The following is a 23480-nucleotide window of genomic DNA, read 5'->3' as shown; positions in this document are numbered from 1 at the left end:
AACCGATTACGTCGCCTGTTCGGGCGGGAGTTCGAGCAGCTTGATCTCGGGGTTCTTCTCGGTGAAGTAGCGCATCGTCCACTCGTTGGGGAAGAGGCCGATGGGGTGGTCGAACTTGTCGGAGCCGAAGCTGACGCCCGTGGCGACGATGAGGCGGGTGAAGTCGAAGCCCTTGTTGGGGGTCTGCATGGAATCCGGGATCTGCAGCCAGCGTAGGACGGTCCAGGGCGTGGGGGTCAGGCGGGACTCGGCGCCGTATTCGCTTTGGAGGCGCCATTGCACGACTTCAAATTGCAGCGGACCGACGGCGGCGAGCAGGGTGGCGCCGGCGGGGGCATTCTTGGCCGAGAAGGACTGGACGACGCCTTCCTGCAACAGCTGCTCCAGGCCCGCGCGGTACTTCTTGGCGTCGCCGGTGTTGGGGTTGGAAATGTAGGTGAAGACCTCGGACGGGAAGCGCGGGATCGCGTCGTAGACGATGCTGCGGTCGGTGGTGAGGGTGTCGCCGATGCCGAAGGCGTCGTGGCCGACGAGGCCGATGACATCACCCGGCCAGGCCACGTCGACGGTCTCGCGTTCCTGGCCGAAGAGCTTGTGGGAGGAGGAGAGGCGGACCGATTTGCCCGTGCGCTGGTGGGTGACGACCATGTCGCGTTCGAACTTGCCGGAGCAGACGCGGCAGAACGCGATGCGGTCGCGGTGCTTCGGGTCCATGTTGGCCTGGATCTTGAAGACGAAGGCGGAGAATTTCGGGTCGTCGACGGGCACCTCGCGCGCGGTAGTCGGCTGGGCCATGCCCGGGACCGAGACGCTGACGGACGTGCGCGGCGCGGGCGGCACGGAGTCCTGGAGAAAGCCGTTCAGGAGGAGCTCGATGCCGAAGTTGTTCACGGCGGAGCCGAAGTAGACGGGCGTCTGCTTGCCGCGGCGTACGGCGTCGAGGTCGAAGGGGTGGCCGGCGCCGTCGAGCATCTCGAGCTGTTCCTTCACCTCGTTGTAGGTGTAGTCGTCGAGCTTGTCGCGCACGGCGGGGTCCTCCAGCGAGGTGACATTGACGGGCGCCTGGAACTTGCCGCCGGGGACGCGCTCGAAGAGGTGGACCTCCTTGGTGCGGCGGTCGATGACGCCCTTGAAGGTGGGGCCGTTGCCGAGGGGCCAGATGACGGGCGAGGACTGGAGGCCGAGAACGCTTTCCAACTCGTCGAGCAGGTCGAGCGCGTTGCGCGTCGGCCGGTCGCACTTGTTCATGAACGTGAAGATCGGCACGCCGCGGCGGCGGCAGACCTCGAAGAGCTTGCGGGTCTGGGTCTCGACGCCCTTGGCGGCGTCAATGACCATGAGGGCGGCGTCCACGGCGGTGAGGACGCGGTAGGTGTCCTCGGAGAAGTCCTTGTGGCCGGGGGTGTCGAGGAGGTTGACGGCGCAGCCGGCGAAGTCGAACTGGAGGACGGTGGAGGAAATGGAGATGCCGCGCTGTTTCTCGAGTTCCATCCAGTCGGAGGCGGTGGCGCGCTGGTTCTTGCGGGCGGTGACGGAGCCGGCGAGGTGGAGGGCGTTGCCGTAGAGCAGGAACTTCTCGGTCAGCGTCGTCTTGCCCGCATCGGGGTGCGAGATGATCGCGAAGGTGCGACGGCGGGCGATTTCCTGGGCGGGGGACATGGACGGAGGGCGGACGACGGATGACAGAGGGCGGTTGGAGAGGGAGAGTTGGACAGGAAACGGGGGTGGGGCGGGAAGGGGAAGCCAAATTTGAGCCGGGGGGCGTCGGGGCGGGCGGGGCACTTTTGGGGTAAAGTGCCGGCCAGGTGTGCCGTAGGAGGGGGCATGACCGCCGCTGTGATCATTTTACTCATTGTCGCCCTGAGCGGGGCCTTGCTGGCCTCGGTCAATCATGCGCGGATTACGCGCTGAAATCCGGCTCAAGCCGAGGGTGGAATGAGACGATGGAGAGAGGTATGAAAGACCCCGTGATGGCCAAGCTGAAGGCGGATGCCGGCATCGTGCTGGCCGACCTGTGGCGGGCGTGGCGGCACCAGCCTCCGGTGGAGGCGGCGGATTGGTCGTCGGACCGTTTGGTGCAGGTGCGGGTTACCGAGGGGCAGGACTCTTCGCCGCGCGTGAGCCCACCGAGCGGGCTGTGCTATTTTCACCTGAACTGAGCGACGGCAGGTTGCGGCGCGGGACGTCGTTAGGCTGCCTGGGGCTAGGCAAACCCGTCCGGAGGCCGGGTTCCACCTTGGGGCGGGGTTTTTGCTTCCCAGGGCCCGGTAAGCCGGAAACAGTCCGGACATGTCTGCCAGCCTGAAGCTCAAGCCCAATGCCAATTCCCGCGTCCTCGGCGGCCACCCCTGGGTGTTTGCCAACGAATGCGAGGCCCTGCTGCCCGCCGAGCAGGATGGCGCGGTCGTGGAACTGCGTGACCGGACGAACCGTTTCATCGGCACGGGCATCTACAACAGCAAGTCGCAGATCGTGTGGCGGCGGCTGAGCCGGGAGCGCGTCGAGCTTGATGAGGCGTATTTGCGGGGCGCGATCACGCGGGCGGTGGAACGTCGGGGCGCAAAGCCCCTCCCGCACCAGGCGTTTCAGCGGCTGGTGTGGAGCGAGTCGGATGATCTGCCGGGCGTGGTGGTGGACCAGTTCGGCGACACGCTGGTGGCGCAGATCCAGACGCTGGCGATGGAGCAGCGCAGCGGTCTCATCGGCGACCTGCTGGCGGAGCTGACGGGGGCGACGGAGATTATTTTCCGGAACGATGCGAACATCCGCAAGCTCGAGGGCCTCGCGAGCGAGGTGCACACGCGGACGGGCGCGGCGTGGGAGCCGCGGTGGGTGACCATCGACGGCTTCGACTACTGGCTCGACCTGCAGAACGGGCAGAAGACGGGGTTCTACCTCGACCAGCGCGCGCAGCATGCGGTCGTGGCGAAATACGCGGCCGGGCGGCGGGTGCTGGATGCGTTCTGCAACCAGGGCTCGTTCGCGCTGCACTGCGCGAAGGCCGGCGCGACGCGGGTGCTGGGCTTGGACAGCGCGTTTGACGCGGTCTCGCAGGCGAAGAAGAACGCCGAGCGCAACGACGTGCAGGCGGATTTCCAGGGCGCGAACGTGTTCGACTGGTTCACCGCGAAGCGCGACGAACCGGCGGCGTGGGACCTGATCGTGCTGGATCCGCCACCCTTCGCGAAGTCGAAGAGCGCCCTCGACGGCGCGATGCGTGGGTACAAGGAACTGAATTTGCGGGCGATGAAGTCGCTCACGCCGGGTGGCGTGCTGGCGACGTACACCTGCTCGCACCACATGCAGGACACGCAGCTGCGCGAGGTGATCGGCGAGGCGGCGGCGGACGCCAAGCGGCGCGTGCACGTGCTGGAATTCTGTCACCAGCCGGCGGATCACCCGGTGCTCGTGACGATGCCGGAGAGCGAGTACTTGCGGGGGTATGTGCTGCGGGTGGAGTGATAACCCCGCGGGCGGGGTCGCCCGCACGCCATAATCTGGAGCCACGGCGACCTCGCCGTGGACCACTCGCTTCACCGCTGGGCGGCGGGGTCGTCGAGGTTGCGGCGGGTGAGGCGGAGCTGCTCGATCTCGGCGTCCATCATGGCGCGTTCCTCGAGGGTGGCGGGGCGTTTCATGGCCTCGAGGACCATGCGTTCCTGCTCCATGAGCATGACGCGGCTGGCGGCGACGGCGGAGAGGTGGGTGGCGGAGTTGCCGCCGAAGATGGCGGCGGCGCTCGAGACCTTCTCGTTGTTGAGGGCCTTGTCGAGGTCGGTGGCCTTCACTTTTTTGCGCTCGCGGTTGATCATCTTGTCGAGGCGCTTGAGATCCTTGTCGATTTGCTTGGTTCGCTGGGCCGTGACCTCGAGCTTGGGCAGGACGAGCGGCTGGTCGGCGGCGGGCGCGACGGCGGGTTTGGGCTCGGCCGGGGGCGCGGGCGTGGGCTCGGCTGCGGCCAGCAGGGCGGGAAGGGCGATGGCGCAGAGGCAGGACAGGAGAAAGCGGGGATGAGCGGGCACGGAATGAGGTTGGGGTGTTGGCGCGGGCCGGGCAAGGGTGAGATGGCGGCGGGAGGAAATGGTTCCGGGCGACTCCGCCCTACAAAACTAAAATGGAAAAGGCCGGGCGCCTTGCGGCGTCCGGCCTTTCCTTGCTGTGTGTGTACTTACGGGGCGGCGGGGTAGTACCGTCCCGTAAAGGGTGCGCCTCAGAGGCGGCCGGCGTAGATCGCGCTCTTGCCGAGCTCTTCCTCGATGCGGAGGAGCTGGTTGTATTTCGCGACGCGGTCGGTGCGGGAAGCGGAGCCGGTCTTGATCTGGCCGGCGTTGGTGGCGACCGCGATGTCGGCGATGGTCACGTCCTCGGTCTCGCCCGAGCGGTGCGAGATGATGGTCGTGTAGCCGTTGCGCTGCGCGAGGGCGATGGAGTCGAAGGTCTCGGTCAGGGAGCCGATCTGGTTGACCTTGACGAGGATCGAGTTGGCGGTGCCGGTGTCGATGCCCTTCTGGAGGAACTCGACGTTGGTGACGAAGAGATCGTCGCCGACGAGCTGCACCTTGGAGCCGATGGCGTCGGTGAGCTTCTTCCAGGTCACCCAGTCGTTCTCGGCGCAGCCATCCTCGATCGAGACGATGGGATACTTGGCGCAAAGGTCCTGGTAGTAGCTGACGAACTCGTCGCCGGTGAAGGAGCGGTTGTCGGACTTCTTGAAGACGTAGGTCTTCTTCTCCTTCACGTAGAACTCGGAGGCGGCGACGTCGAGGGCGAGGAAGATATCCTTGCCGAGCTTGTAGCCGGCGCCCTTCACGGCCTCGGCGATGGCGTCGAGGGCGTCGGTGGTGGAGGCGAGGTTGGGGGCGAAGCCGCCCTCGTCGCCGACAGCGGTCTGGAGGCCCTTGGCCTTGAGGACCTTCTTGAGGGAGTGGAAGACCTCGGCGCCGGCGCGGAAGGCCTCGGCGAACGAGTTGAAGTTCTTCGGGACGATCATGAACTCCTGGAAGTCGATGGGGGCGTCCGAGTGGGCGCCGCCGTTCATGATGTTCATGAGGGGCACGGGCAGGACCTTGGCGTTCGGGCCGCCGAGGTACTTGTAGAGGGGGATGCCGGCGGCGGCGGCGGCGGCCTTGGCGGTGGCCATGGAGACGCCGAGGATGGCGTTGGCGCCGAGCTTGGCCTTGGTCTTGGTGCCGTCGAGCTTGAGCATGGCCTGGTCGACGCCGATCTGGTCGAAGGCGTCGAAGCCGAGGAGGGCGGGGGCGATCTTGCCCTTCACGTTGCCGACGGCCTTGAGGGTGCCCTTGCCGCCGTAGCGGGCCTTGTCGCCGTCGCGGAGCTCGATGGCCTCGTGTTCGCCGGTGGAGGCGCCCGAGGGGACGGCGGCGCGGCCGAAGTGGCCGGAGGCGAGCTTGACGTCGACCTCGACGGTGGGATTGCCGCGGGAATCAATGATTTCGCGGGCGGTGATGGCGGTGATGCTGGTATTCATTCGGTGAAAAGAAGGAGGCCGGATTGGAGGGAAAACCGGGGGGCGAGGCGAGCGGCAAAACGCTTATCACTCGTTTCAGCCAAGATATGCACAGGACCGGTTTCCGGCCGGTTCAGGAGTAGGGCGGGCGGGAAAAACCGGTGCGGTACAGAAACTTCTGAAAGGGGGTGGGCGGCTTGGGGCGGAACTCCTCGGGCAACTGGTCGGCGTGGCCGTTGTGGATGGCGGCGCCGATGGGGGTTCCGCCGGTGTAGTTGCGGATCATGAGCGTGGCGCGGTTCAGGAATTCGCGGGGGACATCCTTCAGGTGGCCCTCGACGGCGGCGGCGTGGAGGGGGGTGTCGCCAAAGTCGTTGCGGGAGATGAGCAGGTCGAGGGTCAGGCGCTCGCGGGGGATCTGGCCGAGGAAGCCGGACTCGGCGGCAGCATGGATCGGGGTGTGGCCGGACTTGCTGGCGAGGACGAGGTGGTCGTGGGTGAGGACCTCAGGGGGGATCTGGTCGAGGTGGCCGGCGATGGCGGCGGCGTGGAGGCAGGTGTCGTGGTTGGCGGTCTTCTGCAGGAGGGTCTCGGCGGTGAGGAAGTGGGGCGGGATCTGGTCGAGATGGCCGTTGAGGGCGGCGGTGTGGAGGACGGTCTCGCCGCTGATGTTGGGGGAGACGAGGGTGGCGTGCGTGAGAAATTGAGCGGGGAAGCGATCGAGGGCGCCGTTTTCGGCCGCCTCGTGGAGGAGGCTGTTGCCGGAATCGGTCTTGGTGAGCACGAGATCGAGGGTGAGCAGGCCCGTGGGCAGCTGGTCGAGGTGGCCGGCGGCGGCGGCCTGGTGGAGAGGGGTCAGGCCGCTGTTGGAGCGGGTGAGCAGATAGTCGCGGGTGAGCAGGGCCGCGGGAAACTCGGTGAGGGTGCCCTCGCGGGCGGCGAGGTGAAGGGGGGTGTAGCCGGCGTCGTTCTTGACGAGCAGCAGGGCGGGGGTGAGGACGGCGGCCGGGAGCTGGCCGAGGTGGCCGTATTTGGCCGCGATATGCAGGGGGGTGTTGCCGGAGGCGTTGCGCGCCGTGAGGCTGGCCGCGGAGAGATAGTCCGGCGGAAACTCGGCGAAACTGCCCCGGCGGGCAGCGGCATGCAGGTCAACGTTGTCCATTCCTCCCTTACGAATAAATTTCGCCGGGCCAGTGGCAAGCAATCATCGGCCCCGCAGGTGGATAGGGGCGAATAGCCGCATTTGGGTTTGCCATGCGGTAAAGCACTTCCAGCATGCCGGGGCATGACCATGGAGAACCCGACCCCGGAAGCCCCCAAATCTTCGCGCGGGGCTGTCCTCCTGGTGGATGACGAGAAGCCCTTGCTCGACCTGTATGCGGAGGCGTTGTCCCCGTTTTTCGACGTGGCGGCGGCGACCAGTGCCAAGGAAGCCGGCTTTTTGCTGCACAAGCGGGCCTTCAAGGTCGTGGTCTCGGACCACCTGATGCCGGGCGGCAATGGCCTGAGTTTCCTGGTGGATGCGCGGGAGGAATATCCGGATATGCAGCGGGTGCTCGTCACCGGCTACATGAAGCCCGAGATGCTGCTGCGCAGCGTGAATGAGGCGGCGCTGTACCGTTATCTGCTGAAGCCGGTGTCCCTGCCGGAGCTGGTGAAGACGGTGGTCGAGGCGGCCAAGCTGCACGACCAGAGCGTGGCGCCGAAATAAGGTTTCGCCGCGGCGTAATCAGGCCGGCTGGCCGAAGGCGAGGTCGTGACCGTCGAGGTCCTGGACGCCGAATTCACGGATGCCGTAGGGCTTGTTGCCGAGGCCGTAGTCGATCCTGGCGCCGCGCTGGGTGAACTCGGCGTGAAGGGCGTCGACATCGTTCACCCAAAAATAAGCGTTCCACATGCCATGATTGACTTTCCAGTGCGGCGTGAGGATCGCGTTGGCCGGGGCCTGGCTCAGCATCAGCTGGAGGCCGTCGCGGCGGAGGATGACGAAATTCGGCGGCTCGCCCCAGAAGCGGTCGTAGGCGAAGCCGAGGGCGTCGCGGTAGTGGTGGGCCGCGGCGACGACATCGCGGACGAGCAGGACGGGCGCGGAGGCGGTGAGGCGGTGAGGCGGGCTGCGGGCATGGGGGGATTGGCCGCTAAAAACGCAAAAAGCGCAAAAGCTAAACCGAGGGATCGCGGTGGTTTTTGGGATGAAGTCTGGCTTCGAGGTCAGCGATGAAGGCGTCTCGATTTTCTGGGGAAATCACGCGCGAACCTTCCTGCAAGGTGACCTTCACTCGGCGGAGGGACAGGCCCGGGGCGCCGAACAGGGAGATGGTTTTTTCGACGCCGCGGATAGCGCGCAGCGGCACTTCCTCTTCGATCAGGCCGGATTGAATTTTCAATGATTCGTTAGACAGCGTGTAGCGGCACGGGAGGGTCAGGGCGGCGATCATTCCGCCGACGAGCAGGCCGGTTGCTATCACCACGACGCCGGCGCCGATCGAGTAGGTGAGGGTAAAGAGCCCCAGGGTGACGGCGAACAGCGGTGCGCCGATGAGGAGGCAGGCGAGCCAGGTATCTACCCGCGTGGGGTACACGGTTTTCATCGGGCGCATGATGGGCGGGACCCCACGTCCCGTCCCCGCGAGTGGGCCGGGGCGAGGGGATGGGGCGCCTGGGCCCGGTGCGGTTCAGGGCCTTCTGCCTTCATCCACCTCATAGAAATCGAAGAACGTCAGGATATCGCTGCGATGTCCCAGGCCGTACTGCTCCTTGTATTCGGGGAACTCGCTGGCGGGGGCATCGGTATCCCGCCAGCCCCGTTTGATCATATACTCGTTCCACACGAGGATCTCGGTCTCGCTTGGGCGATGGCCGTGGGTGCAAGCCCATTCGAGGATCTCATCATCGGAACCGCCCGCCAGGACGCGGGCGACCAGCGCCTCATGCTCGATCCGCAGGAACCGCAAACACCGGCGATCGAAGCCGAGGCCCATGTAGGCGTGGTATTCCTCGGGCAGCCGGCCCTCGGCGCGCAACCGGATCTTCCGGAGCATGCGAGGAAACCACACCAGCCCTCCCACTTTTTCGTATGGACTGACAAACATGGTAATCGCGTTTGGTGAATCGTGACGGATCAGAAACGAGCGGGCGAGCGTGGAGTGGAGCGACACCAAGGATGAGGGCGCTAAACGGGGAAATCACGCAACGCGAAGACGGCGCGGGCGCCACTTTGCACCAGTAGCTTGGGCCGCGGCCCCCGGTTTACCCGTGGCGGCGGCTCCAGGCTCACACCAGCATCTTGCCGTTTTGGTAGACGACCTGGCCGGAGACTATGGTGGTTTTCACGCGACCGGTGAGGGTCTGCTTGTCCCAGGGGGAGTTGATGGACTTCGAGAAGGCGCCGTAGGTGTTGTAGAGCCAGGCCTCGCCCGGGTCGAAGATGCACACGTCGGCGCAGGCACCGGGGGTGAGGGTGCCGGCGGGGAGCTTCAGGATGTCGGCGGCCTTGCGGGTCATCAGGTCGATGACGTGGCTGAGCTGAAATTTGGATTTCTTGACGAGGATATCGAGGCACACGGGCAGGGCGGTCTCGAGGCCGATGATGCCGTTGGGCGCGTAGTCGAATTCCTTGTCCTTCTCCTCGGGGGCGTGGGGGGCGTGGTCGGTGCCGATGCAGTCCAGCGTGCCGTCGCGCAGGCCGCCGATGATGGCGAGGCGGTCGGTCTCGGTGCGGAGCGGCGGGTTCATCTTGAAATGCGTGTCGTAGGTGGCGAGCGCGTCCTCGGTGAAGGCGATGTGGTGCGGCGTGGCCTCGGCGGTGACGTTGATGCCGTCCTTCTTCGCCTGGCGCATGAGCTCGACGGAGTGCGCCGAGCTGATGTGCTGCATGTGGATGTGCGCGCCGGTGTAGCGGGAGAGGATGATGTTGCGGGCGACGATGATGTCCTCGGCGGCGTGGGGCCAGCCCTTGAGGCCGAGGCGGGTGGAGACGACGCCCTCGTTCATCACGGCCTTCTCGGTCATGGACTCGTCCTGGCAGTGGTCGAGGATGGAGAGGCCGAACATCTTGGCGTACTCGACCGCGCGGTGCATGAGCTCGTTGGACTGGACGCAGAGGCCGTCGTCGGTGAGGGCGACGACGCCGGCCTTCTGGAGGGAGCCGTGGGGGGCGAGGGCCTGGCCCTTCATGCCGACGGTGATGCAGCCGGTGGGGTAGACGTGGACGGGGGCGGCGGCGGCGACGGACTTGATGAGGGCGACGGTGCCGGCGTTGTCGACGACGGGGGAGGTGTTGGGCATGCACACCACGGTGGTGAACCCGCCGGCGGCGGCGGCCTGCGAGCCGGTGAGGATGGTCTCCTTGTGGGTCTGGCCGGGCTCGCGGAAGTGGACGTGGATGTCGACGAGGCCCGGGCACACGACGAGGCCCTTGGCGTCGATGACCTTGGCCTGCTTCTTCTGCGCGGGGGTCAGGGTCTTGACGAATTTGCCGTCGGCGATGAAGACGTCGCCCTTGGCGTCGCGCTTGGACGCCGGGTCGATGACGCGGCCGTTTTTGATGATCAGGGAAGGCATGAGGAAATTTACCGCGGGTTACGCGGATGGTCGCGGAGGGATGCTGGCGGTGTTTTTATCCGTGTTCATCCGTGTGATCCGCGGGGAAATTGGCTTGGGATGGAAATCACTCGACCGGGGTGAGGACTTGCTCCGGCTGGCCGCCGGCGCAGAGGTAGAGGACGGCCATGCGGACGGCGATGCCGTTGGTAACCTGCTGGAGAATGACGCTGCGGGGGGAGTCGGCGATGTCGCTGTCGATCTCGACCCCGCGGTTGATCGGGCCGGGGTGCATGATGATGGCGTCGGGCTTCACCCAGCTGGCGCGGGTGTAGTTGAGGCCGAACATGCTGGTGTACTCGCCGAGGGAGGGGAAGTGGCTCACGCCCTGGCGCTCGTGCTGGATGCGGAGGAGCATGACGACGTCGGCGTCGGCGAGGGCGGTGCGGAGGTTGTGCGAGACGCGGACGCCCATGGACTCGAACCAGTGCGGGACGAGGGTGGAGGGGCCGACGATGGTGACATCGGCGCCGAGCTTGGTGAGGGCGTGGATGTTGGAGCGGGCGACGCGGCTGAAGAGGATGTCGCCGAGGATGACGACCTTGCGGCCCTTCAGGTCGCCGAGCTTCTCGCGCATGGTGAAGACGTCGAGGAGGGCCTGGGTGGGGTGCTCGTGGGCGCCGTCGCCGGCGTTCACGACGGGGATGCCGAGGACCTTGCTGAGGTAGAGCGGGGAGCCGCTGGCGGCGTGGCGGAGCACGATCATGTCGGCGTTGAGCGCCTGGATGTTCTGGGCGGTGTCGCGGAGGGTCTCGCCCTTGGTCGTGCTGGAGGCGGAGGCGTCGAAGGAGATGACGTCGGCGCTGAGGAACTTGGCCGCCATCTCGAAGGAGATCCGCGTGCGGGTGCTGGGCTCGAGGAAGAGGTTGACGATGGTCTTGCCGCGGAGGGCGGGGACCTTCTTGACCTTGCGGTCGAGGACGCGGCGGAAGGCGGCGGCGGTGGCGAGGATCTGCTCGATCTCGGCGCGCTTGAGTTCCTCGATGGTGAGAAGGTGTTTGCGATGCCAGGGCACGGGGAAAGGGAGAGTTTAAGGAGGACGTTTAAGTTTAAGTCAGGGGCGGGCCGGCGCGGGCTTCGCTTTTTTCGCGGGCTCGGTGACGAGGGTGTCTTTTTTCGGGTCGGCGGGGTCGAGGCGGACGCGGACTTTCTCAGTGGGGCCGGCGGCGAGGGTGAGGCCGCAGTAGGTGGCGGCGAAAGGGAGGAGGCGGCCGCCGCGGTCCACGAGGATGGCGAGCTCGACGGCGGTGGGGCGGCCGTGGTCGAAAAGTTCGTCCAGGGCGGCCTTCAGGGTCCGGCCGGAGTGAAGCACGTCGTCGGCGAGGATGACGGTGGCGCCGTTGACGTCGTGGGGGATGAGGGTCGGGGCGTGTTCCTTCGGAATCGGGTTGGCGCCGATGTCGTCCCGGTGGAAGGAGGTGTCGAGGGTGCCGGTGCCCGGCTTCAGGCCGGCCTGCTTGAGGCGGGCGGCGAGGCGGCGGGCGAACTCGATGCCGCCGTTCGCGATGCCGAGGATCAGGAGACGCTCGGTGCCGGCGTGGCGGGTGGCAATGGCGGAGGCAACGCGGTCAATCGCTTGGTGGATGCTCTGGGCGTCGTGCTGCGGGGGTGTGGCCACGAGCCCAAGGTTGTGGGGAGTGGGGTTGGGCTCGTAAAGCGCAAAGGGGGATGGCGGACGCGGGCTGGAGGAGAGACCTGAAACGTGAGGTCTTAAAACTGAAATCCGAAGGGGCTGGGAGCCTCCCGCATTAACCCGACAATCCGGCGACGGGGGCGATGCAGTCGGGGGATTCGTGGCGAACGTGGTTTACCGCCGAGTCCACGCGGTGGGTGGCCATGAGATCGGGATTGAGGGGGCGGCAGAGTTGGGCGAGGCGGGCGGGGTCGAGGGGCTCGTCGCCGAGCCAGGCCGGACCGCTGTTGGGGCCGAGCATGACGGGCATGCGATCGTGGACGGGGGCGACCAGCGGGTTCGGCGTGGTGGTGACGATGCAGAAGCTGGCGGGCGCGAGGTCGGTCGCGGGTTCCCAGAGGCCGGCGAAGAAAAAGGGGCGGCGGTCCGCCAACGTGAAGTAATGGGGCAGGCGGGTGCGGCCCTGTTTCTCGAATTCGTAGAAACCGTCGGCTGGGACCAGGCAGCGGCGGTGGCGAACGGCGCCGCGGAAGGTGGGTTTCTCGAGCACGGTTTCGGCCCGGGCGTTGGCGAGGGGGGCGGGCTTGGGGCGGTCGGGGTGGGGCGGCGGGAGCAGGCCGAACGCGAGCAGGTCGAGGGTGGCGCGGCCGTCGCGGCGCGTGAGGACGGGCATACGCTGCGTCAGGGCCACGTTGTAGCGCGGGGTCCAGTCCTCGGCGAGGGCGTCGGCGAGGACGGCGTGCAGGGCGGCCAGCGCGGCGCGGGAAGCCGCCAGCGTGTAGCGGGTGCACATGGCTCAGGACGCCGGGTGGAGCCAGCGGGCGAGGCAGGTCTGGAGGGCGTCGGAGCGGACGGGCTTGGCGAGGAAGTCATCCATGCCCGAGGCGAGGCAGGCGGTGCGGTCCTCGGCGCGGGCGTTGGCGGTGAGGGCGACGATGGGCAGTTCGCGGCCGCCGAGCATGAGGCGGGCGCGGCGCGTGGTCTCGAGACCGTCGATGCCGGGCAGCTGGCAGTCCATGAAGACGAGATCCCAGGCGCCGGCCTCGAGCGCGTTGAGGGCGGACGGGCCGTCGGGCACCACTTGGCAGTGCAGGCCGAGGCGCTGGAGCATCAGGGTGATGACGCGCTGGTTCACGACGTCGTCCTCCACCACGAGGATACGGGCGTCGAATTGCTTCGGGAGGGTGGAGTTGACGGCGAAGGGGAGCGGGGTGTTGCGTTCCTTCGCGGTGGGCAGCGTCAGGGTGAATTCAAAAAGGGAGCCCTGCCCAAGTTCGCTGCGGGCGGTGATCTGGCCGCCCATGCCCTCGACCAGTTTCTGCGAGATGGCGAGGCCGAGGCCGGAGCCACCGTAGCGGCGGCTCATGGAACTGTCGGCCTGACGGAACGGCTCGAAGAGGCGCGCGCGGGTTTCCTCACTCATGCCGATGCCGTGGTCGCGCACGCGGACGGTCAGGCGCACGCGGCCGGGCTCGGCCTCGGCGCCGAGGAGTTGGAGGCCGACCTGACCGTGTTCGGAGAATTTCACGGCGTTGCCGACGAGATTGAGCAGCACCTGGCGGAAACGCATGGGGTCGCCGAGGACGCGCAGGCGGGCGGCGGGCTCGGCGGCGAAGTCGAGTTCGAGGGATTTGGCGGCGGCGCGGGGCCGGAGGAGGTCGAGGGTGTCCTCGGCGACGGCGGCGGGCCGGAACGGGATGGATTCGAAGTCGAGCCGGCCGCTCTCGATCTTGGAGAAGTCGAGGATGTCGTTGAGCAAGCGAAGGAGGGAGTCGGCGGAAGCGGCGGCGGTGTCGACCTGTTCGCGTTGGGCGGGGGTGAGGGCGGGGGTGTTGAGCAGGTCGAGCATGCCGAGGATGCCGTTCATCGGCGTGCGGATCTCGTGGCTCATGGTGGCGAGGAACTCGCCCTTGGCCTGGTTGGCGGCCTCGGCGCGCTCCTTGGCGGCGCGCAGCTCGGCTTCGACCTGGCGGCGGGAGGCGACCTCCTCGATCAGGTCGCGGTTGAGGGCGTCGATCTGGATTTTCTCCTCGCGCAGCTCGGCGGCGAGATCGGCGAACTCGAAGCCGAGGCGCTGGGAGTTGCTGAGGCTGCGGTGGTAGCTCCGGCCCATGGCGATGAGGAAGGCCGTGTAGAGCACGGCCAGCACGCCCATGATGGAATGGGCGGTGCCGCCGCCCTGGAGCATGCGGGCGATAAGCGGGGCCATGCTCAGGAGTTGGAAGGCCCAGCAGGCGGGGAGGTTCGGCCCGAGGGAGCGGGTGGCACCGGCGGTGATGCCGGCCACGATGAGGATCAGCAGCGGCAGTTCCTCGACGGAGAGGATCGGGTAGAAGACCCAGGCGGCGAAGCCCCAGCCGAGGCCAGCCAGGGCCGAGCCCAGGATGAAGAGGCGGTTCCACGGCCGGTGGCGCCCCGGACCGTGGGCGGTGCGGCGGTAGAGGTAGACGGAGAGGCCGCGGCTGGCGCTCAGGAGGGTCATCAGGCCCAACCAGACCCAGACGAGGTTCCCGGTGTCGGGCTTGGCTGCGACCCAGGCGAGGCCGCCCGTGGCAAGCACGGTGGCCCCGAGTCCGGCGGGCAGATCCGCGTAACCCTGGCGGACCAATTCGGCTTCGACGCGCTGGGCGCTGTCGGGAGCGGTCGTGGGGACGCTGGGTTCCATCAGGTGCAGCGTAGGGAAAGAGGGCCCCGCGGGGAAAGCTTTATCCAGCCTCGAAACAGGCGGGTGCGGGGGCTGGGCGTCCGGTGGACACCGGGGGCTGGCTGGGGATCGAGCGGGACCGCCTTCGCTGCGCTTCGGCGCGGCAGTCTTCGCCGTAACAATCGGTTGCTGGATGAAAACCAGGAGTACCTTTTTGCGGCTTGCCGAGTCGTAGCCCAAAGGGCGAAGACTGGCCTGCCATCCGTAGCCCGGCCTGACGATGATACCCAATGTCTTCTAACGGAAAACCTGCGGAATCATGCTCCCCTTCGGTACACGAAGGCGAAGGATGGTGGACCTTACTGGACTCGAACCAGTGACCTTTTCGATGTCAACGAAACGCTCTAACCAACTGAGCTAAAGGTCCGCAAAGAGGCAGGAGTGAATGGTTCGACGGGGGTGGTGCAAGGATAAATCTGGGGGCACGGCAGAATATGTCAGGAGGGTTGCCCGGGGGGCGCTGCGGTGCTTGAATTTGTGTTAATTCGTGTCCATTCGTGATTAGAAAATGCTCCAATCGCTCCGCATCCGCAATCTCGCCCTCCTGCATGAGGTCGAACTGGATTTTGAGGCGGGGTTCACGGCGGTGACGGGGGAGACGGGGGCGGGCAAGAGCATCCTCCTGGGGGCGCTCTCGCTGCTGGCCGGGGCCCGGGCCGACAAGACGATCATCCGCCAGGGGGCGGACGCCTGTGAGGTGGAGGCCGCGTTGTTTTTCGCCGACACCCGGCGGCTGGACATGGTGCTGGCCAACCTGAGCTTGCCGGCCTGTGACGATGGCGTGCTGATCATCAAACGCAGCCTCCCGCGCGAGAAGGCGCCGAAGCTCTCCGTCAACGGCGGGCTCGCCACCCTCAGCGCCCTGCAGGAGCTGGGCGCGCAGTGGATCGATTTCCACGGTCCCGGCGAACCGCGCCGCCTGCTGAAGGAAAACGGCCAGCGCGAACTGCTGGATCTGTTTGCCCGCAACAGCGGGGTCCTGGAGCAGTACCAGGCACGGTACGGCCTCTGGCGCGACCTCATCGCGGAACGCGAGCGGCTGGCCGGTGCCGACAAGCTCTCACCCGACCAGATCGAGTTTTTGAAGCTGCAGCTGGCGAAGATTGACGCCCTGGAGCTGACCGAGGAGGCGATCGGGGCCTTGGAACGGGATTTCCAGCGCCAGCAAAGCGCGCAGGAGATCGTGCAGCTGGCCGCCCGGCTCAGCCATGGCCTGAGCGGCGAGGAAGGATTGCTGGGGCAGTTGTCGGCACTGCTGCGGGACGCGCGGCAGCTTGAGGCCTTTGATGCCTCCAGCAAGCCGCTGGCCGACCGCCTGCAGTCGGCCTCCCTCGAGCTGGGTGACCTGGACGCGGAGTTTTCCTCGCTGGCCACCTCGCTGAATTTCGACCCGGAGCAGGCCGAGGCGCTGCAGACGAAGATGAATGCCTGGCTCGAGCTGAAGCGGAAGCACGGGGCGAAAGTCGAGACGGTGGTCGCCGCGGGCTACGAGATGCGCCGCCGGCTGGAGCTGCAGGGTGACGTCGAGGGCTCGCTGGCGCGGCTGGACCGGGAGATCGCGGCGGCGGAAAAGGCCGTGCGGCAGGCGGCGGCCGAGCTCCGTGCCACGCGCGAGAAGGCGGCGCAGCAGCTCGCGAAGGTGGCGGCACGCGTGATCGTGCAGCTCGGCTTCAAGAAGGCGGATTTCCGGGTGCAGCTCATCCCGCTGCCTGCGCCCGGCCCGCACGGCGACGGGGGCGTGGAGTTCCTGTTTTCCCCCAATGTCGGCGAGGCGCCGCTGCCGCTCCACCGCATCGCGTCGAGTGGCGAGCTGGCCCGCGTGATGCTCGGGCTCAAGGCCGTGCTGGCCGAGATCGACGACGTGCCGCTGCTGGTCTTTGACGAGGTCGATGCCAACGTGGGCGGTGAAATCGGCCGCATCGTGGGGGAGAAGATGGCCGATATCGCGGAGCGCCACCAGGTGCTGTGCGTGACCCATCTGCCGCAGGTGGCGGCGCAGGCGGCGAATCATTTTCTCGTGACGAAGGACCAGAGCGGCGACCGCGCCGCGGTCAGCATCGAGTCGATCCATGGCAGCCGCAAGGAGCGGGTGGGGGAGCTTGCCCGCATGCTGGGTGACCGCAGCGCCAAGAGTGCGCAGGCCCACGCGGAGGAACTCCTGAAGTTGCGGGGGTGAGGGGGTGGCGAGCCTGCTGGCGCCACGAACCGGATGCCGCCCGCGTGGCGCCAGCGAGCTGGCCGCCCACCTGGCCAAGGAGCTGCACCGATCCCGGGCAGCTATGACTTAATTTTTGCCGCGGCTGTGGTGATACGGGGCTGGCGCGCCGCGGGGGAATATGATGCGTTAGGGCCATGTCCGATCCTCTCCCGCTCTTCGCCCGTCGCATGGACCAGATGCGCCCCTCGACGATCCGCGAAATCCTCAAGGTCACGGCGCAGCCCGACGTGATCTCCTTTGCCGGCGGCCTGCCCGCGCCGGAACTGTTCCCGGTGGCGGAGGTGCGCGCCGCGGCCGACGAGGTGCTGGCGGAGCATGGCAGCCGGGCCCTCCAATACGGCCAGAGCGAGGGGTACCCGTTGCTGCGTGGGTGGATCGCCGAGGAGATGGCGCGACGCGGGATCAAGGCCGCCGCGGATGACGTGCTCGTGACCAACGGCTCGCAGCAGGTGCTCGACCTGGCGGGCAAGCTGTTCCTGAACCCGGGCGACGTGGTGTTGACGGAGAACCCCACCTACCTCGCGGCGATCCAGGCGTTCCAGACCTTCGAGGCGAAGTTTGTGCCGGTGCCGACGGATGAGCACGGCCTGATCCCGGAGGCGCTGCCCGAACTGATCCGCCAGCACCGGCCGAAGTTCCTCTACACGATCCCGAATTTCCAGAATCCCACGGGCATCACGCTCTCGGCGGCCCGCCGCCAGGCGCTCGCGCGGATCGCGGCCGAGCACAACCTCATGGTGATGGAGGACGACCCGTACGGCAAGTTGCGCTACCGGGGCACCGAGATTCCCCCGGTGAAACATTGGGACGAGGCCGGGCGGGTGATGTATGCGAGCACGTTTTCCAAGACGATCGCCCCCGGCCTGCGGCTGGGCTGGGTGGTGGCGCCGCCGGAGGTCTTCAGCCGGATGCTCATCCTCAAGCAGGCCTCCGACCTGCACACCTCGAGCTTCGACCAGCTCGTGGCCTACACCTACCTGACGCGGCACGACCAGGCGGCGCATTTGGAGAAGATCCGCCGGGCCTACGGCGAGCGTTACGAGGTGCTCGACGGCGCCCTGCGGAGCGCGATGCCGCCGGGCTTCAGCTGGACGAAGCCCGAGGGCGGGATGTTCCTCTGGATCACCGGGCCGGACCAGCTCGACGCCCTGGAGCTGCTGCAGCGGGCGATCCGGAACAAGGTGGCCTTTGTCCCCGGGCGGGACTTTTTCCCCGCGGAGGGCGGCCGGAATTTCCTGCGGCTGAACTATTCCAACGCCACCCCGGAGCGCATTCGGGAAGGCGTGGGGCGGCTCGCGGCGCTGTGCCGGGGCTGACGGTCCGAAGCGGTCCGGCCAACGCGCGGTTGCGTTGGACGGGCGGATCGTCCTAGGTTGGTGGGATGACCTACCCCGTCTCCCGTCGCACCGCGTTGAAACAGCTGGGCGCCGGCACCGTCCTCGCCAGCGGCCTCGGCCTGCTGCAGGCATCCGAAGTTGCCGCCGTTCCGTCTACCGCGCCCAAGGGCCGGATCAAGCAGTCGGTCTGCCAGTGGTGTTTTCGCGGCATGCCCCTCGACGAGCTGTGCGCCGCGGCCGCGGGCATGGGGCTGAAGTCGGTGGAGCTGCTCGGCCCGAAGGATTTTCCCACGCTCAAGAAACACGGGCTGATCTGCGCCATGGTGACCAACCCGACCGCCAAGGTCGGTAACCTGTCGGTCGGCGGGATCTCGCACGCGTGGAACCGCCTGGAGTACCACGATGCGCTGGTGCCGGCCTACGAGGCGCAGCTGCAGGCGGCGGCCGAGGCCGGGTATCCGAGCGTGATCTGTTTTTCCGGCAACCGCGCCGGCATGTCCGACGCCCAGGGGCTGGAGAATTGTGTGATCGGTCTGAAGCGGATCCTGCCTCTCGCCGAGAAGCTGGGCGTGAATGTCGTCATGGAGCTACTCAACAGCCGCGTGAACCACGCCGACTACATGTGCGACCGGACGGAGTGGGGCGTCGAACTTTGCCGGCGGGCCGGCTCGGAGCGCCTGAAGCTGCTCTACGACATCTACCACATGCAGATCATGGAGGGCGATGTGATCGCCACGATCCGCCGGCACCATCAGTACATTGGGCATTATCACACGGCCGGCGTCCCCGGCCGCAACGAGCTCGATGAGAACCAGGAGCTGTTCTATCCGGCGATCATGCGGGCGATCGTGGAGACGGGTTATCAGGGTTATGTCGGCCAGGAGTTCATTCCTCGCGCCCGGGAAACGGCCGCGGCCCTCGCGGCGTTACAGCACGGCGTGCGCGTGTGTGACGTGTGATGTTTTCCCTGTCGCGGCGGTCTATGCCCGCCGCAATAGGAGGGAACGGAGTCGGCGGCCTTGGATTGCCGGTTGCACCGGCGGGGTGGGGTGGTTCAATCGCCGCCGATGCAACCCCGTACCCCCCGTCTGTTCATCGGTCTGGCCTTTGGGCTGGCCGCCCTGTCCGCCGTCGCCGCGCCCCTGCGCGTGCTGTATTTCACGAAGTCCTCCGGCTTCGAACACAGCGTGGTCAAGTGGACGGAGGGCAAGCCGAGTTATTCGGAGAACGTGCTGACGGCGCTCGGGGCGAAACACGGCATCGAATTCACCTTCAGCAAGGACGGCTCGCTCTTCAGCAAGGACTACCTGGCGCAGTTTGATGCGCTGATGTTCTACACGAGCGGCGACCTGACCAGCACCGGGACTGACGGCCATCCGGGGATCACGAATCCGGGCCTGCACGCGTTGTTCGACTATGTGGCGGCGGGCGGCGGGTTCGTGGGTCTGCACGCTTGCAGCGACACCTTCCACACGCACGAGCGTGGTGGCGGCAACAACCAGCGGCGTCTTCCGCGTTACCGCAGCTATGGCGAGGGCGGGGATCCCTACGCACGGATGCTCGGCGGCGAGTTCATCCGCCACGGTCCGCAGCAGGTCGCGAAGGCGACCGTGACCGACCCGAAATTCCCCGGCTTCGGCGAGGCCGGGGCCGAGCTGAACGTCAACGAGGAGTGGTACACGCTGAAGGATTTCGCGCCCGATCTCCACGTGCTGCTGGTGATGCAGACGGCCGGGATGGAAGGCACCGATTATGCGCGCCCGCCGTACCCGCTGGCATGGGCCCGGCCGCACGGGCAGGGGCGCGTCGCCTACAACGCGATGGGTCACCGGGACGACGTCTGGGACAGTGCTTATTTTCAGGCGATGGTGGTCGGCATGCTGCAGTGGGCGGCGGGCCGGATTGAGGCGGATCTGACGCCCAATCTGACGGCCGTGGCCCCGGGCCACGCGACGCTCCAGGCGCCGCCCCCGGAGATGAAGCAATAGGCTGGTTTCGCCTGACGGCCGGCGATCGTGACCCGCTCGCATCGCCCACCCGGATGGAGGTACAAACCCCAGATGAATGGGGTTCCTTGTGGCGCATATTTTGACAAGGCTTGCGCACGTGGTCGCAACAGATGCGCAGCCCTTTAGACGATGTTCTGACATGATGTCGCACAAGCAATCAGGCTTACTGCACCAAATACCCCCAACCTTAGACAAGAATTCACCATGAGCTACAAACCAAGCTGGTCCAAAACCACGATGATTTTTGGCGGCACCGCCCTCTGGGGAATGTTCCTCGTTGGCTGTGTTGTCGTGCAACGCACCGTCGTCGCGCCGCCCACGATCGCGGGCGCCACCTACGTCGGCGACAGCAAATGCTCCCAGTGTCACGAGGACGTGACCTCCAAGTTCCATGATGCGACCCACGCCAAGCTGTTCGCCGAGGACGTGAAGGGCGAGGCCATCGGTTGCGAGTCCTGCCACGGCGCCGGCTCCCTGCACGCCAAGGCCGGCGGCGGGCGCGACAACATCGTCAACCCGAAGAATTCCCCCGAGACCTGCTTCCAGTGCCACTTGGACAAGCGCGGCGAGTTCGCCCTGCCGAACGCGCACCCGGTGCTCGAGGGCAAGATGAACTGCAGTGACTGCCACAGCCCGCACACCGGCGACGCCATCTCCGAGGGCGGCACCAACTTCACCGCGCTCAACGAGTCCTGCGTGAAGTGCCACGTGCAGCAAGGCGGCCCCTACGTGTTCGAGCACGAGGCCTCCCGCGAAGGCTGCATCACCTGCCACAGCCCCCACGGCTCGCTCAACGACAAGATGCTGAAGGCGCGCAACGCCAACCTCTGTCTGCAATGTCACTTCCAGCAGCAGACCGCCCCCGGCGTCATCCTGATCGGCGGCCGCGACCACGCCTCCTTCCTCTCCCGCGGCACCTGCTGGTCCGCCGGCTGCCACGAGGCCATCCACGGCTCGCATGTCAGTTCCTCCCTCCGCTTCTAACCGCCAACCCAGGATACCGCGATGAACCTCAACTCTTCCATCCCCTCCCTTAGCCGGCCTGTCGTGTTGGTGTGCGCGGGCCTCTTTCTCGCCGCCGGCGCACTGCCGGCTGCCGAACCGAAAGAAGCCCCGCTCGAGAACAACATTGATTTCGCCTACGGCTACGTCGACACCGACGGCCACAGCCCGGCCTTTCAAAAACACAACCTGCTCGACAAGAACGGGTTTGGTGGCGTCGAGGATCTCTACCTCACGAAGTCGCTCAACGACACCACGACCCTGGTCCTCAAGGGCCGGGCGCTGGCGGGCAACAACGACTACCTCTTCGACCTCACCGTGACCAAGGACGACGTCGGATTCGTGAAGCTCGGCTACAAGGAATTCCGGGTCTGGTATGACGGCCGCGGCGGTTACCTGCCGTCCCGGATGTTCACCCGCTCGCTCTATGACGAGGACCTCGCCATCGACCGGGGCAACCTCTGGTTCGAGGCCGGCTTCCTCCCCGAGGACAAGCCGCATTTCAACGTCCGGTACGACCTCTTCACCCGCAAGGGCACGAAGAGTTCCACCTCCTGGGGTGACACCGGCTTGGCCGTCAACGCGGCGAACACCCGCGGTCTCCTGCCCACCTTCCTCGGCATCGACGAGAAGCGCCACCAGCTCTCGGCTGACGTCAGCCAGGCCAAGGACAACAGCGCTTGGGCCTTGGGTGTTCGCGTCGACCAAGGTGACTACACCAACTCCCGCAACATCAACCGGCGCGCCGGCGAAGCGGGGCTGGACCGCAAGATTACCGCGAAGGAAGGTCAGGATTACGACCTCTTCCAGGTGCGCGGCTCCTACGAGAACAAGATTCACGACAAGCTGATGGTCACCACGGCCGTCGCGACCACGACCATCGATACCACTCTGAGCGGCAGTCGCATCTACGGTGCCGACTACGACCCGGTGTATGACGGTGCCTTCGTCAACCGCCAGCAGCGCGACGAGGGTTTCTTCGCCCTGCACGGCAAGTCCGAGATGAAGCAGACCATTGGCACACTCAGCGCCCGCTACCAGCCGCGCGAGACCCTGGTCATCGTCCCTTCCGTCCGCTTCGAGACCATCGACTGGACCAACGAGGTTGAGTTCGAGGAGACCAACTTCGGCGGCGGCACGACCCGCCCGCCCGCGGTCGAGCTCGTCGGCGCCGACAGCGAGAAGGACTGGGAAGTCGTCGCGGCCAGCATCGAGACCCGCTACACCGGCATCAAAAAGGTCTCCCTGAACTTCAAGGCCGACTGGACCGATTCCGAAGGTGATCTCACGGAAGAACGCATCCTCGAGCCCGGCACGACTCATGCCATCGTCTCGATCGACCGCGACACCCGCTTTGAGCGCATGAGCGAGAAGTACGCCGCCACGGCGACCTGGTATGTCATGCCCGGCACCACGGTGGCGGCCCAGTACTACTACAAGGTTCGCACCAACGATTACCGGAACACCCGCGACAATACCGTCAGCTCGGCCGACCGTTATCCCGCCTACCTGGCGAACCAGGACTTCGAGACGAACGACTTCAACGTCCGCCTCAGCACGAAGCTCGGTGCCCAGCTGCGCTCGGTCACCCGCTACGATTATCAGGATAGCTCGATCACCTCGCAGGACATCGGCCTGGCCTTCAACGAGAGCGGCAGCATGACCACGCACATCATCTCCGAGACCATCAGCTGGACCCCGCGTCCGCGCTGGTACGTGCAGGGTGCAGCCAACATGGTTTGGGACACGCTGCGCACCCCCGCCGCCCCGCTCACGGGCGCCGCCGGCGGCCTGGTGAAGAACTCCGACGCCAACTACATCTACCTCAGCCTGGGTGGCGGCTACGTGCTCGACGAGCAGAGCGATGTCTACTTCGACTACGCGGTCACCGAGTCCAAGGACAGCTTTGTGGACAACTCGAATCGCACGGTCGCCTATGGTTCCGATGCGAAGACGCAGCTGGCCTCCGTCACCTGGACCCGCAGGCTTGACCGCCGCACCTCGGTGACGCTAAAGTATGCCTACGCCAAGAACGATGACGTGCCGAATGGCGGTTATGCCGACTACGAGGCGCACATGCTCTACGGCAAGCTGCAATACCGGTTCTGATCTGCTCCACCCCCTCCGATTCACTCCGATGAAAACCACCACGAAACTCGCTCTGCTCGGCCTCACGCTGGCCTCCGTTTGTGTTGCCGGCCGCGCCGCCACCGCCGCGGAAAACTGGGAAAACCTCTGCGCCTCCTGTCACGGTGAGGATGGCAAGGCCCAGACCAAGCAGGGCAAGAAACTCAAGATCCGCGACTATTCCGACGCTGCGGTCCAGGCCGAACTCAAGGATGAGGAGATGCTCAAGGCCATCCTCGAGGGTGTCACCGAGAACGGCAAGGAGCGCATGAAGGCGTTCAAGGACGAACTCGAGAAGCCTGACACGGAGGCCAAGGACCTGGTCGACTTCATCCGCAAGCTGAAGGCCTGAGCCTTTGCCGATTCCTCTTTTCCCGACGT

The 23480-nt window shown here is 66.4% G+C and carries 22 protein-coding genes and 1 tRNA gene; 10 read left to right on the top strand and 13 right to left on the bottom strand.

Going from position 1 to position 23480, the window contains the following annotated elements; all coding sequences use genetic code 11:
* Window positions 1-6 precede the first annotated feature (6 nt).
* Window positions 7-1659, bottom strand: a complete 1653-nt coding sequence (locus tag Verru16B_RS16625; protein ID WP_069963341.1) for a peptide chain release factor 3 — start codon at window positions 1657-1659, stop codon at window positions 7-9.
* 296 nt (window positions 1660-1955) lie between these two features.
* Between Verru16B_RS16625 and Verru16B_RS16620 the strand changes: the two genes are divergently transcribed.
* Both Verru16B_RS16620 and Verru16B_RS16615 read left to right on the top strand, forming a co-directional pair.
* Window positions 1956-2159: a hypothetical protein gene (locus Verru16B_RS16620; protein ID WP_157772509.1), complete on the top strand. Its 204-nt coding sequence runs from the start codon at window positions 1956-1958 to the stop codon at window positions 2157-2159.
* 130 nt (window positions 2160-2289) lie between these two features.
* Window positions 2290-3462: a class I SAM-dependent rRNA methyltransferase gene (locus Verru16B_RS16615; protein ID WP_069963339.1), complete on the top strand. Its 1173-nt coding sequence runs from the start codon at window positions 2290-2292 to the stop codon at window positions 3460-3462.
* Between the two features lie 71 nt (window positions 3463-3533).
* Here the strand turns inward: Verru16B_RS16615 and Verru16B_RS16610 are convergent, their stop codons facing one another.
* The 3 genes from Verru16B_RS16610 to Verru16B_RS16600 form a co-directional block, all read right to left on the bottom strand.
* Window positions 3534-4022 carry a hypothetical protein gene (locus Verru16B_RS16610; RefSeq protein ID WP_069963338.1) on the bottom strand — a complete coding sequence of 163 codons (489 nt, stop codon included), beginning with the start codon at window positions 4020-4022 and terminating at the stop codon, window positions 3534-3536.
* A gap of 188 nt (window positions 4023-4210) precedes the next feature.
* On the bottom strand, window positions 4211-5488 hold the full coding sequence (eno, locus tag Verru16B_RS16605; protein ID WP_069963337.1) for a phosphopyruvate hydratase: 1278 nt from the start codon (window positions 5486-5488) through the stop codon (window positions 4211-4213).
* Between the two features lie 112 nt (window positions 5489-5600).
* Complete coding sequence (locus tag Verru16B_RS16600) at window positions 5601-6629, bottom strand: ankyrin repeat domain-containing protein (protein ID WP_069963336.1); 1029 nt, start codon at window positions 6627-6629, stop codon at window positions 5601-5603.
* A gap of 123 nt (window positions 6630-6752) precedes the next feature.
* Between Verru16B_RS16600 and Verru16B_RS16595 the strand changes: the two genes are divergently transcribed.
* The gene (locus Verru16B_RS16595; protein ID WP_069963335.1) at window positions 6753-7178 is read left to right on the top strand and encodes a response regulator; all 426 of its coding nucleotides are present in this window, start codon (window positions 6753-6755) and stop codon (window positions 7176-7178) included.
* An 18-nt stretch (window positions 7179-7196) separates the two neighbouring features.
* Here the strand turns inward: Verru16B_RS16595 and Verru16B_RS16590 are convergent, their stop codons facing one another.
* The 9 genes from Verru16B_RS16590 to Verru16B_RS16550 form a co-directional block, all read right to left on the bottom strand.
* Complete coding sequence (locus Verru16B_RS16590; protein ID WP_069963334.1) at window positions 7197-7547, bottom strand: glyoxalase/bleomycin resistance/extradiol dioxygenase family protein; 351 nt, start codon at window positions 7545-7547, stop codon at window positions 7197-7199.
* An 82-nt stretch (window positions 7548-7629) separates the two neighbouring features.
* Entirely contained in the window at window positions 7630-8058 is a 429-nt protein-coding gene (locus Verru16B_RS16585) for a PH domain-containing protein (protein ID WP_069963333.1), read from the bottom strand.
* 84 nt (window positions 8059-8142) lie between these two features.
* Window positions 8143-8559 (bottom strand): DUF5069 domain-containing protein, encoded by a 417-nt coding sequence (locus Verru16B_RS16580; RefSeq protein WP_069963332.1) that lies wholly within the window; start codon window positions 8557-8559, stop codon window positions 8143-8145.
* A gap of 181 nt (window positions 8560-8740) precedes the next feature.
* The gene (locus Verru16B_RS16575) at window positions 8741-10030 is read right to left on the bottom strand and encodes a dihydroorotase (protein WP_069963331.1); all 1290 of its coding nucleotides are present in this window, start codon (window positions 10028-10030) and stop codon (window positions 8741-8743) included.
* A gap of 106 nt (window positions 10031-10136) precedes the next feature.
* Window positions 10137-11084, bottom strand: a complete 948-nt coding sequence (locus tag Verru16B_RS16570; RefSeq protein WP_069963330.1) for an aspartate carbamoyltransferase catalytic subunit — start codon at window positions 11082-11084, stop codon at window positions 10137-10139.
* 39 nt (window positions 11085-11123) lie between these two features.
* Window positions 11124-11687, bottom strand: coding sequence for a bifunctional pyr operon transcriptional regulator/uracil phosphoribosyltransferase PyrR (pyrR, locus tag Verru16B_RS16565; RefSeq protein ID WP_069963329.1), 564 nt, complete (start codon window positions 11685-11687; stop codon window positions 11124-11126).
* A gap of 130 nt (window positions 11688-11817) precedes the next feature.
* Entirely contained in the window at window positions 11818-12495 is a 678-nt protein-coding gene (locus Verru16B_RS16560) for an SOS response-associated peptidase (protein ID WP_069963328.1), read from the bottom strand.
* A 3-nt stretch (window positions 12496-12498) separates the two neighbouring features.
* Complete coding sequence (locus Verru16B_RS16555) at window positions 12499-14367, bottom strand: ATP-binding protein (RefSeq protein WP_069963327.1); 1869 nt, start codon at window positions 14365-14367, stop codon at window positions 12499-12501.
* A 329-nt stretch (window positions 14368-14696) separates the two neighbouring features.
* Window positions 14697-14773, bottom strand: a tRNA-Val gene (locus Verru16B_RS16550).
* 141 nt (window positions 14774-14914) lie between these two features.
* Between Verru16B_RS16550 and recN the strand changes: the two genes are divergently transcribed.
* The 7 genes from recN (at window position 14915) to Verru16B_RS16515 (ending at window position 23451) form a co-directional block, all read left to right on the top strand.
* Window positions 14915-16582, top strand: a complete 1668-nt coding sequence (recN, locus tag Verru16B_RS16545; RefSeq protein ID WP_069963326.1) for a DNA repair protein RecN — start codon at window positions 14915-14917, stop codon at window positions 16580-16582.
* Window positions 16583-16758: 176 nt separating this feature from the next.
* Complete coding sequence (locus tag Verru16B_RS16540; RefSeq protein ID WP_069963325.1) at window positions 16759-17940, top strand: aminotransferase-like domain-containing protein; 1182 nt, start codon at window positions 16759-16761, stop codon at window positions 17938-17940.
* A gap of 65 nt (window positions 17941-18005) precedes the next feature.
* On the top strand, window positions 18006-18920 hold the full coding sequence (locus Verru16B_RS16535) for a hydroxypyruvate isomerase family protein (RefSeq protein ID WP_069963324.1): 915 nt from the start codon (window positions 18006-18008) through the stop codon (window positions 18918-18920).
* 108 nt (window positions 18921-19028) lie between these two features.
* Window positions 19029-19949 (top strand): ThuA domain-containing protein, encoded by a 921-nt coding sequence (locus tag Verru16B_RS16530; RefSeq protein WP_069963323.1) that lies wholly within the window; start codon window positions 19029-19031, stop codon window positions 19947-19949.
* A 225-nt stretch (window positions 19950-20174) separates the two neighbouring features.
* Window positions 20175-20954: a cytochrome c3 family protein gene (locus tag Verru16B_RS16525; protein WP_218918789.1), complete on the top strand. Its 780-nt coding sequence runs from the start codon at window positions 20175-20177 to the stop codon at window positions 20952-20954.
* Between the two features lie 21 nt (window positions 20955-20975).
* Window positions 20976-23081 (top strand): hypothetical protein, encoded by a 2106-nt coding sequence (locus tag Verru16B_RS16520; protein ID WP_069963322.1) that lies wholly within the window; start codon window positions 20976-20978, stop codon window positions 23079-23081.
* A 28-nt stretch (window positions 23082-23109) separates the two neighbouring features.
* Window positions 23110-23451 (top strand): c-type cytochrome, encoded by a 342-nt coding sequence (locus Verru16B_RS16515; RefSeq protein WP_157772507.1) that lies wholly within the window; start codon window positions 23110-23112, stop codon window positions 23449-23451.
* Window positions 23452-23480: the final 29 nt, after the last annotated feature.

Source organism: Lacunisphaera limnophila (assembly GCF_001746835.1).
Lineage (GTDB): Bacteria > Verrucomicrobiota > Verrucomicrobiia > Opitutales > Opitutaceae > Lacunisphaera > Lacunisphaera limnophila.
Note: the sequence above shows the minus strand (reverse complement) of the source record. Positions and strands in the feature narration are given on the sequence as shown.

Coding starts and splice junctions, on each gene's coding strand:
- Verru16B_RS16540 (WP_069963325.1), top strand. CDS start 16,759: ATGTCCGATCCTCTCCCGCTCTTCGCCCGTCGCATGGACCAGATGCGC.
- recN (WP_069963326.1), top strand. CDS start 14,915: ATGCTCCAATCGCTCCGCATCCGCAATCTCGCCCTCCTGCATGAGGTC.
- Verru16B_RS16595 (WP_069963335.1), top strand. CDS start 6,753: ATGACCATGGAGAACCCGACCCCGGAAGCCCCCAAATCTTCGCGCGGG.
- Verru16B_RS16580 (WP_069963332.1), bottom strand. CDS start 8,559: ATGTTTGTCAGTCCATACGAAAAAGTGGGAGGGCTGGTGTGGTTTCCT.
- Verru16B_RS16575 (WP_069963331.1), bottom strand. CDS start 10,030: ATGCCTTCCCTGATCATCAAAAACGGCCGCGTCATCGACCCGGCGTCC.
- Verru16B_RS16520 (WP_069963322.1), top strand. CDS start 20,976: ATGAACCTCAACTCTTCCATCCCCTCCCTTAGCCGGCCTGTCGTGTTG.
- Verru16B_RS16560 (WP_069963328.1), bottom strand. CDS start 12,495: ATGTGCACCCGCTACACGCTGGCGGCTTCCCGCGCCGCGCTGGCCGCC.
- Verru16B_RS16535 (WP_069963324.1), top strand. CDS start 18,006: ATGACCTACCCCGTCTCCCGTCGCACCGCGTTGAAACAGCTGGGCGCC.
- eno (WP_069963337.1), bottom strand. CDS start 5,488: ATGAATACCAGCATCACCGCCATCACCGCCCGCGAAATCATTGATTCC.
- Verru16B_RS16585 (WP_069963333.1), bottom strand. CDS start 8,058: ATGAAAACCGTGTACCCCACGCGGGTAGATACCTGGCTCGCCTGCCTC.
- Verru16B_RS16530 (WP_069963323.1), top strand. CDS start 19,029: ATGCAACCCCGTACCCCCCGTCTGTTCATCGGTCTGGCCTTTGGGCTG.
- Verru16B_RS16525 (WP_218918789.1), top strand. CDS start 20,175: ATGAGCTACAAACCAAGCTGGTCCAAAACCACGATGATTTTTGGCGGC.
- Verru16B_RS16600 (WP_069963336.1), bottom strand. CDS start 6,629: ATGGACAACGTTGACCTGCATGCCGCTGCCCGCCGGGGCAGTTTCGCC.
- Verru16B_RS16620 (WP_157772509.1), top strand. CDS start 1,956: ATGAAAGACCCCGTGATGGCCAAGCTGAAGGCGGATGCCGGCATCGTG.
- Verru16B_RS16615 (WP_069963339.1), top strand. CDS start 2,290: ATGTCTGCCAGCCTGAAGCTCAAGCCCAATGCCAATTCCCGCGTCCTC.
- Verru16B_RS16555 (WP_069963327.1), bottom strand. CDS start 14,367: ATGGAACCCAGCGTCCCCACGACCGCTCCCGACAGCGCCCAGCGCGTC.
- Verru16B_RS16625 (WP_069963341.1), bottom strand. CDS start 1,659: ATGTCCCCCGCCCAGGAAATCGCCCGCCGTCGCACCTTCGCGATCATC.
- Verru16B_RS16515 (WP_157772507.1), top strand. CDS start 23,110: ATGAAAACCACCACGAAACTCGCTCTGCTCGGCCTCACGCTGGCCTCC.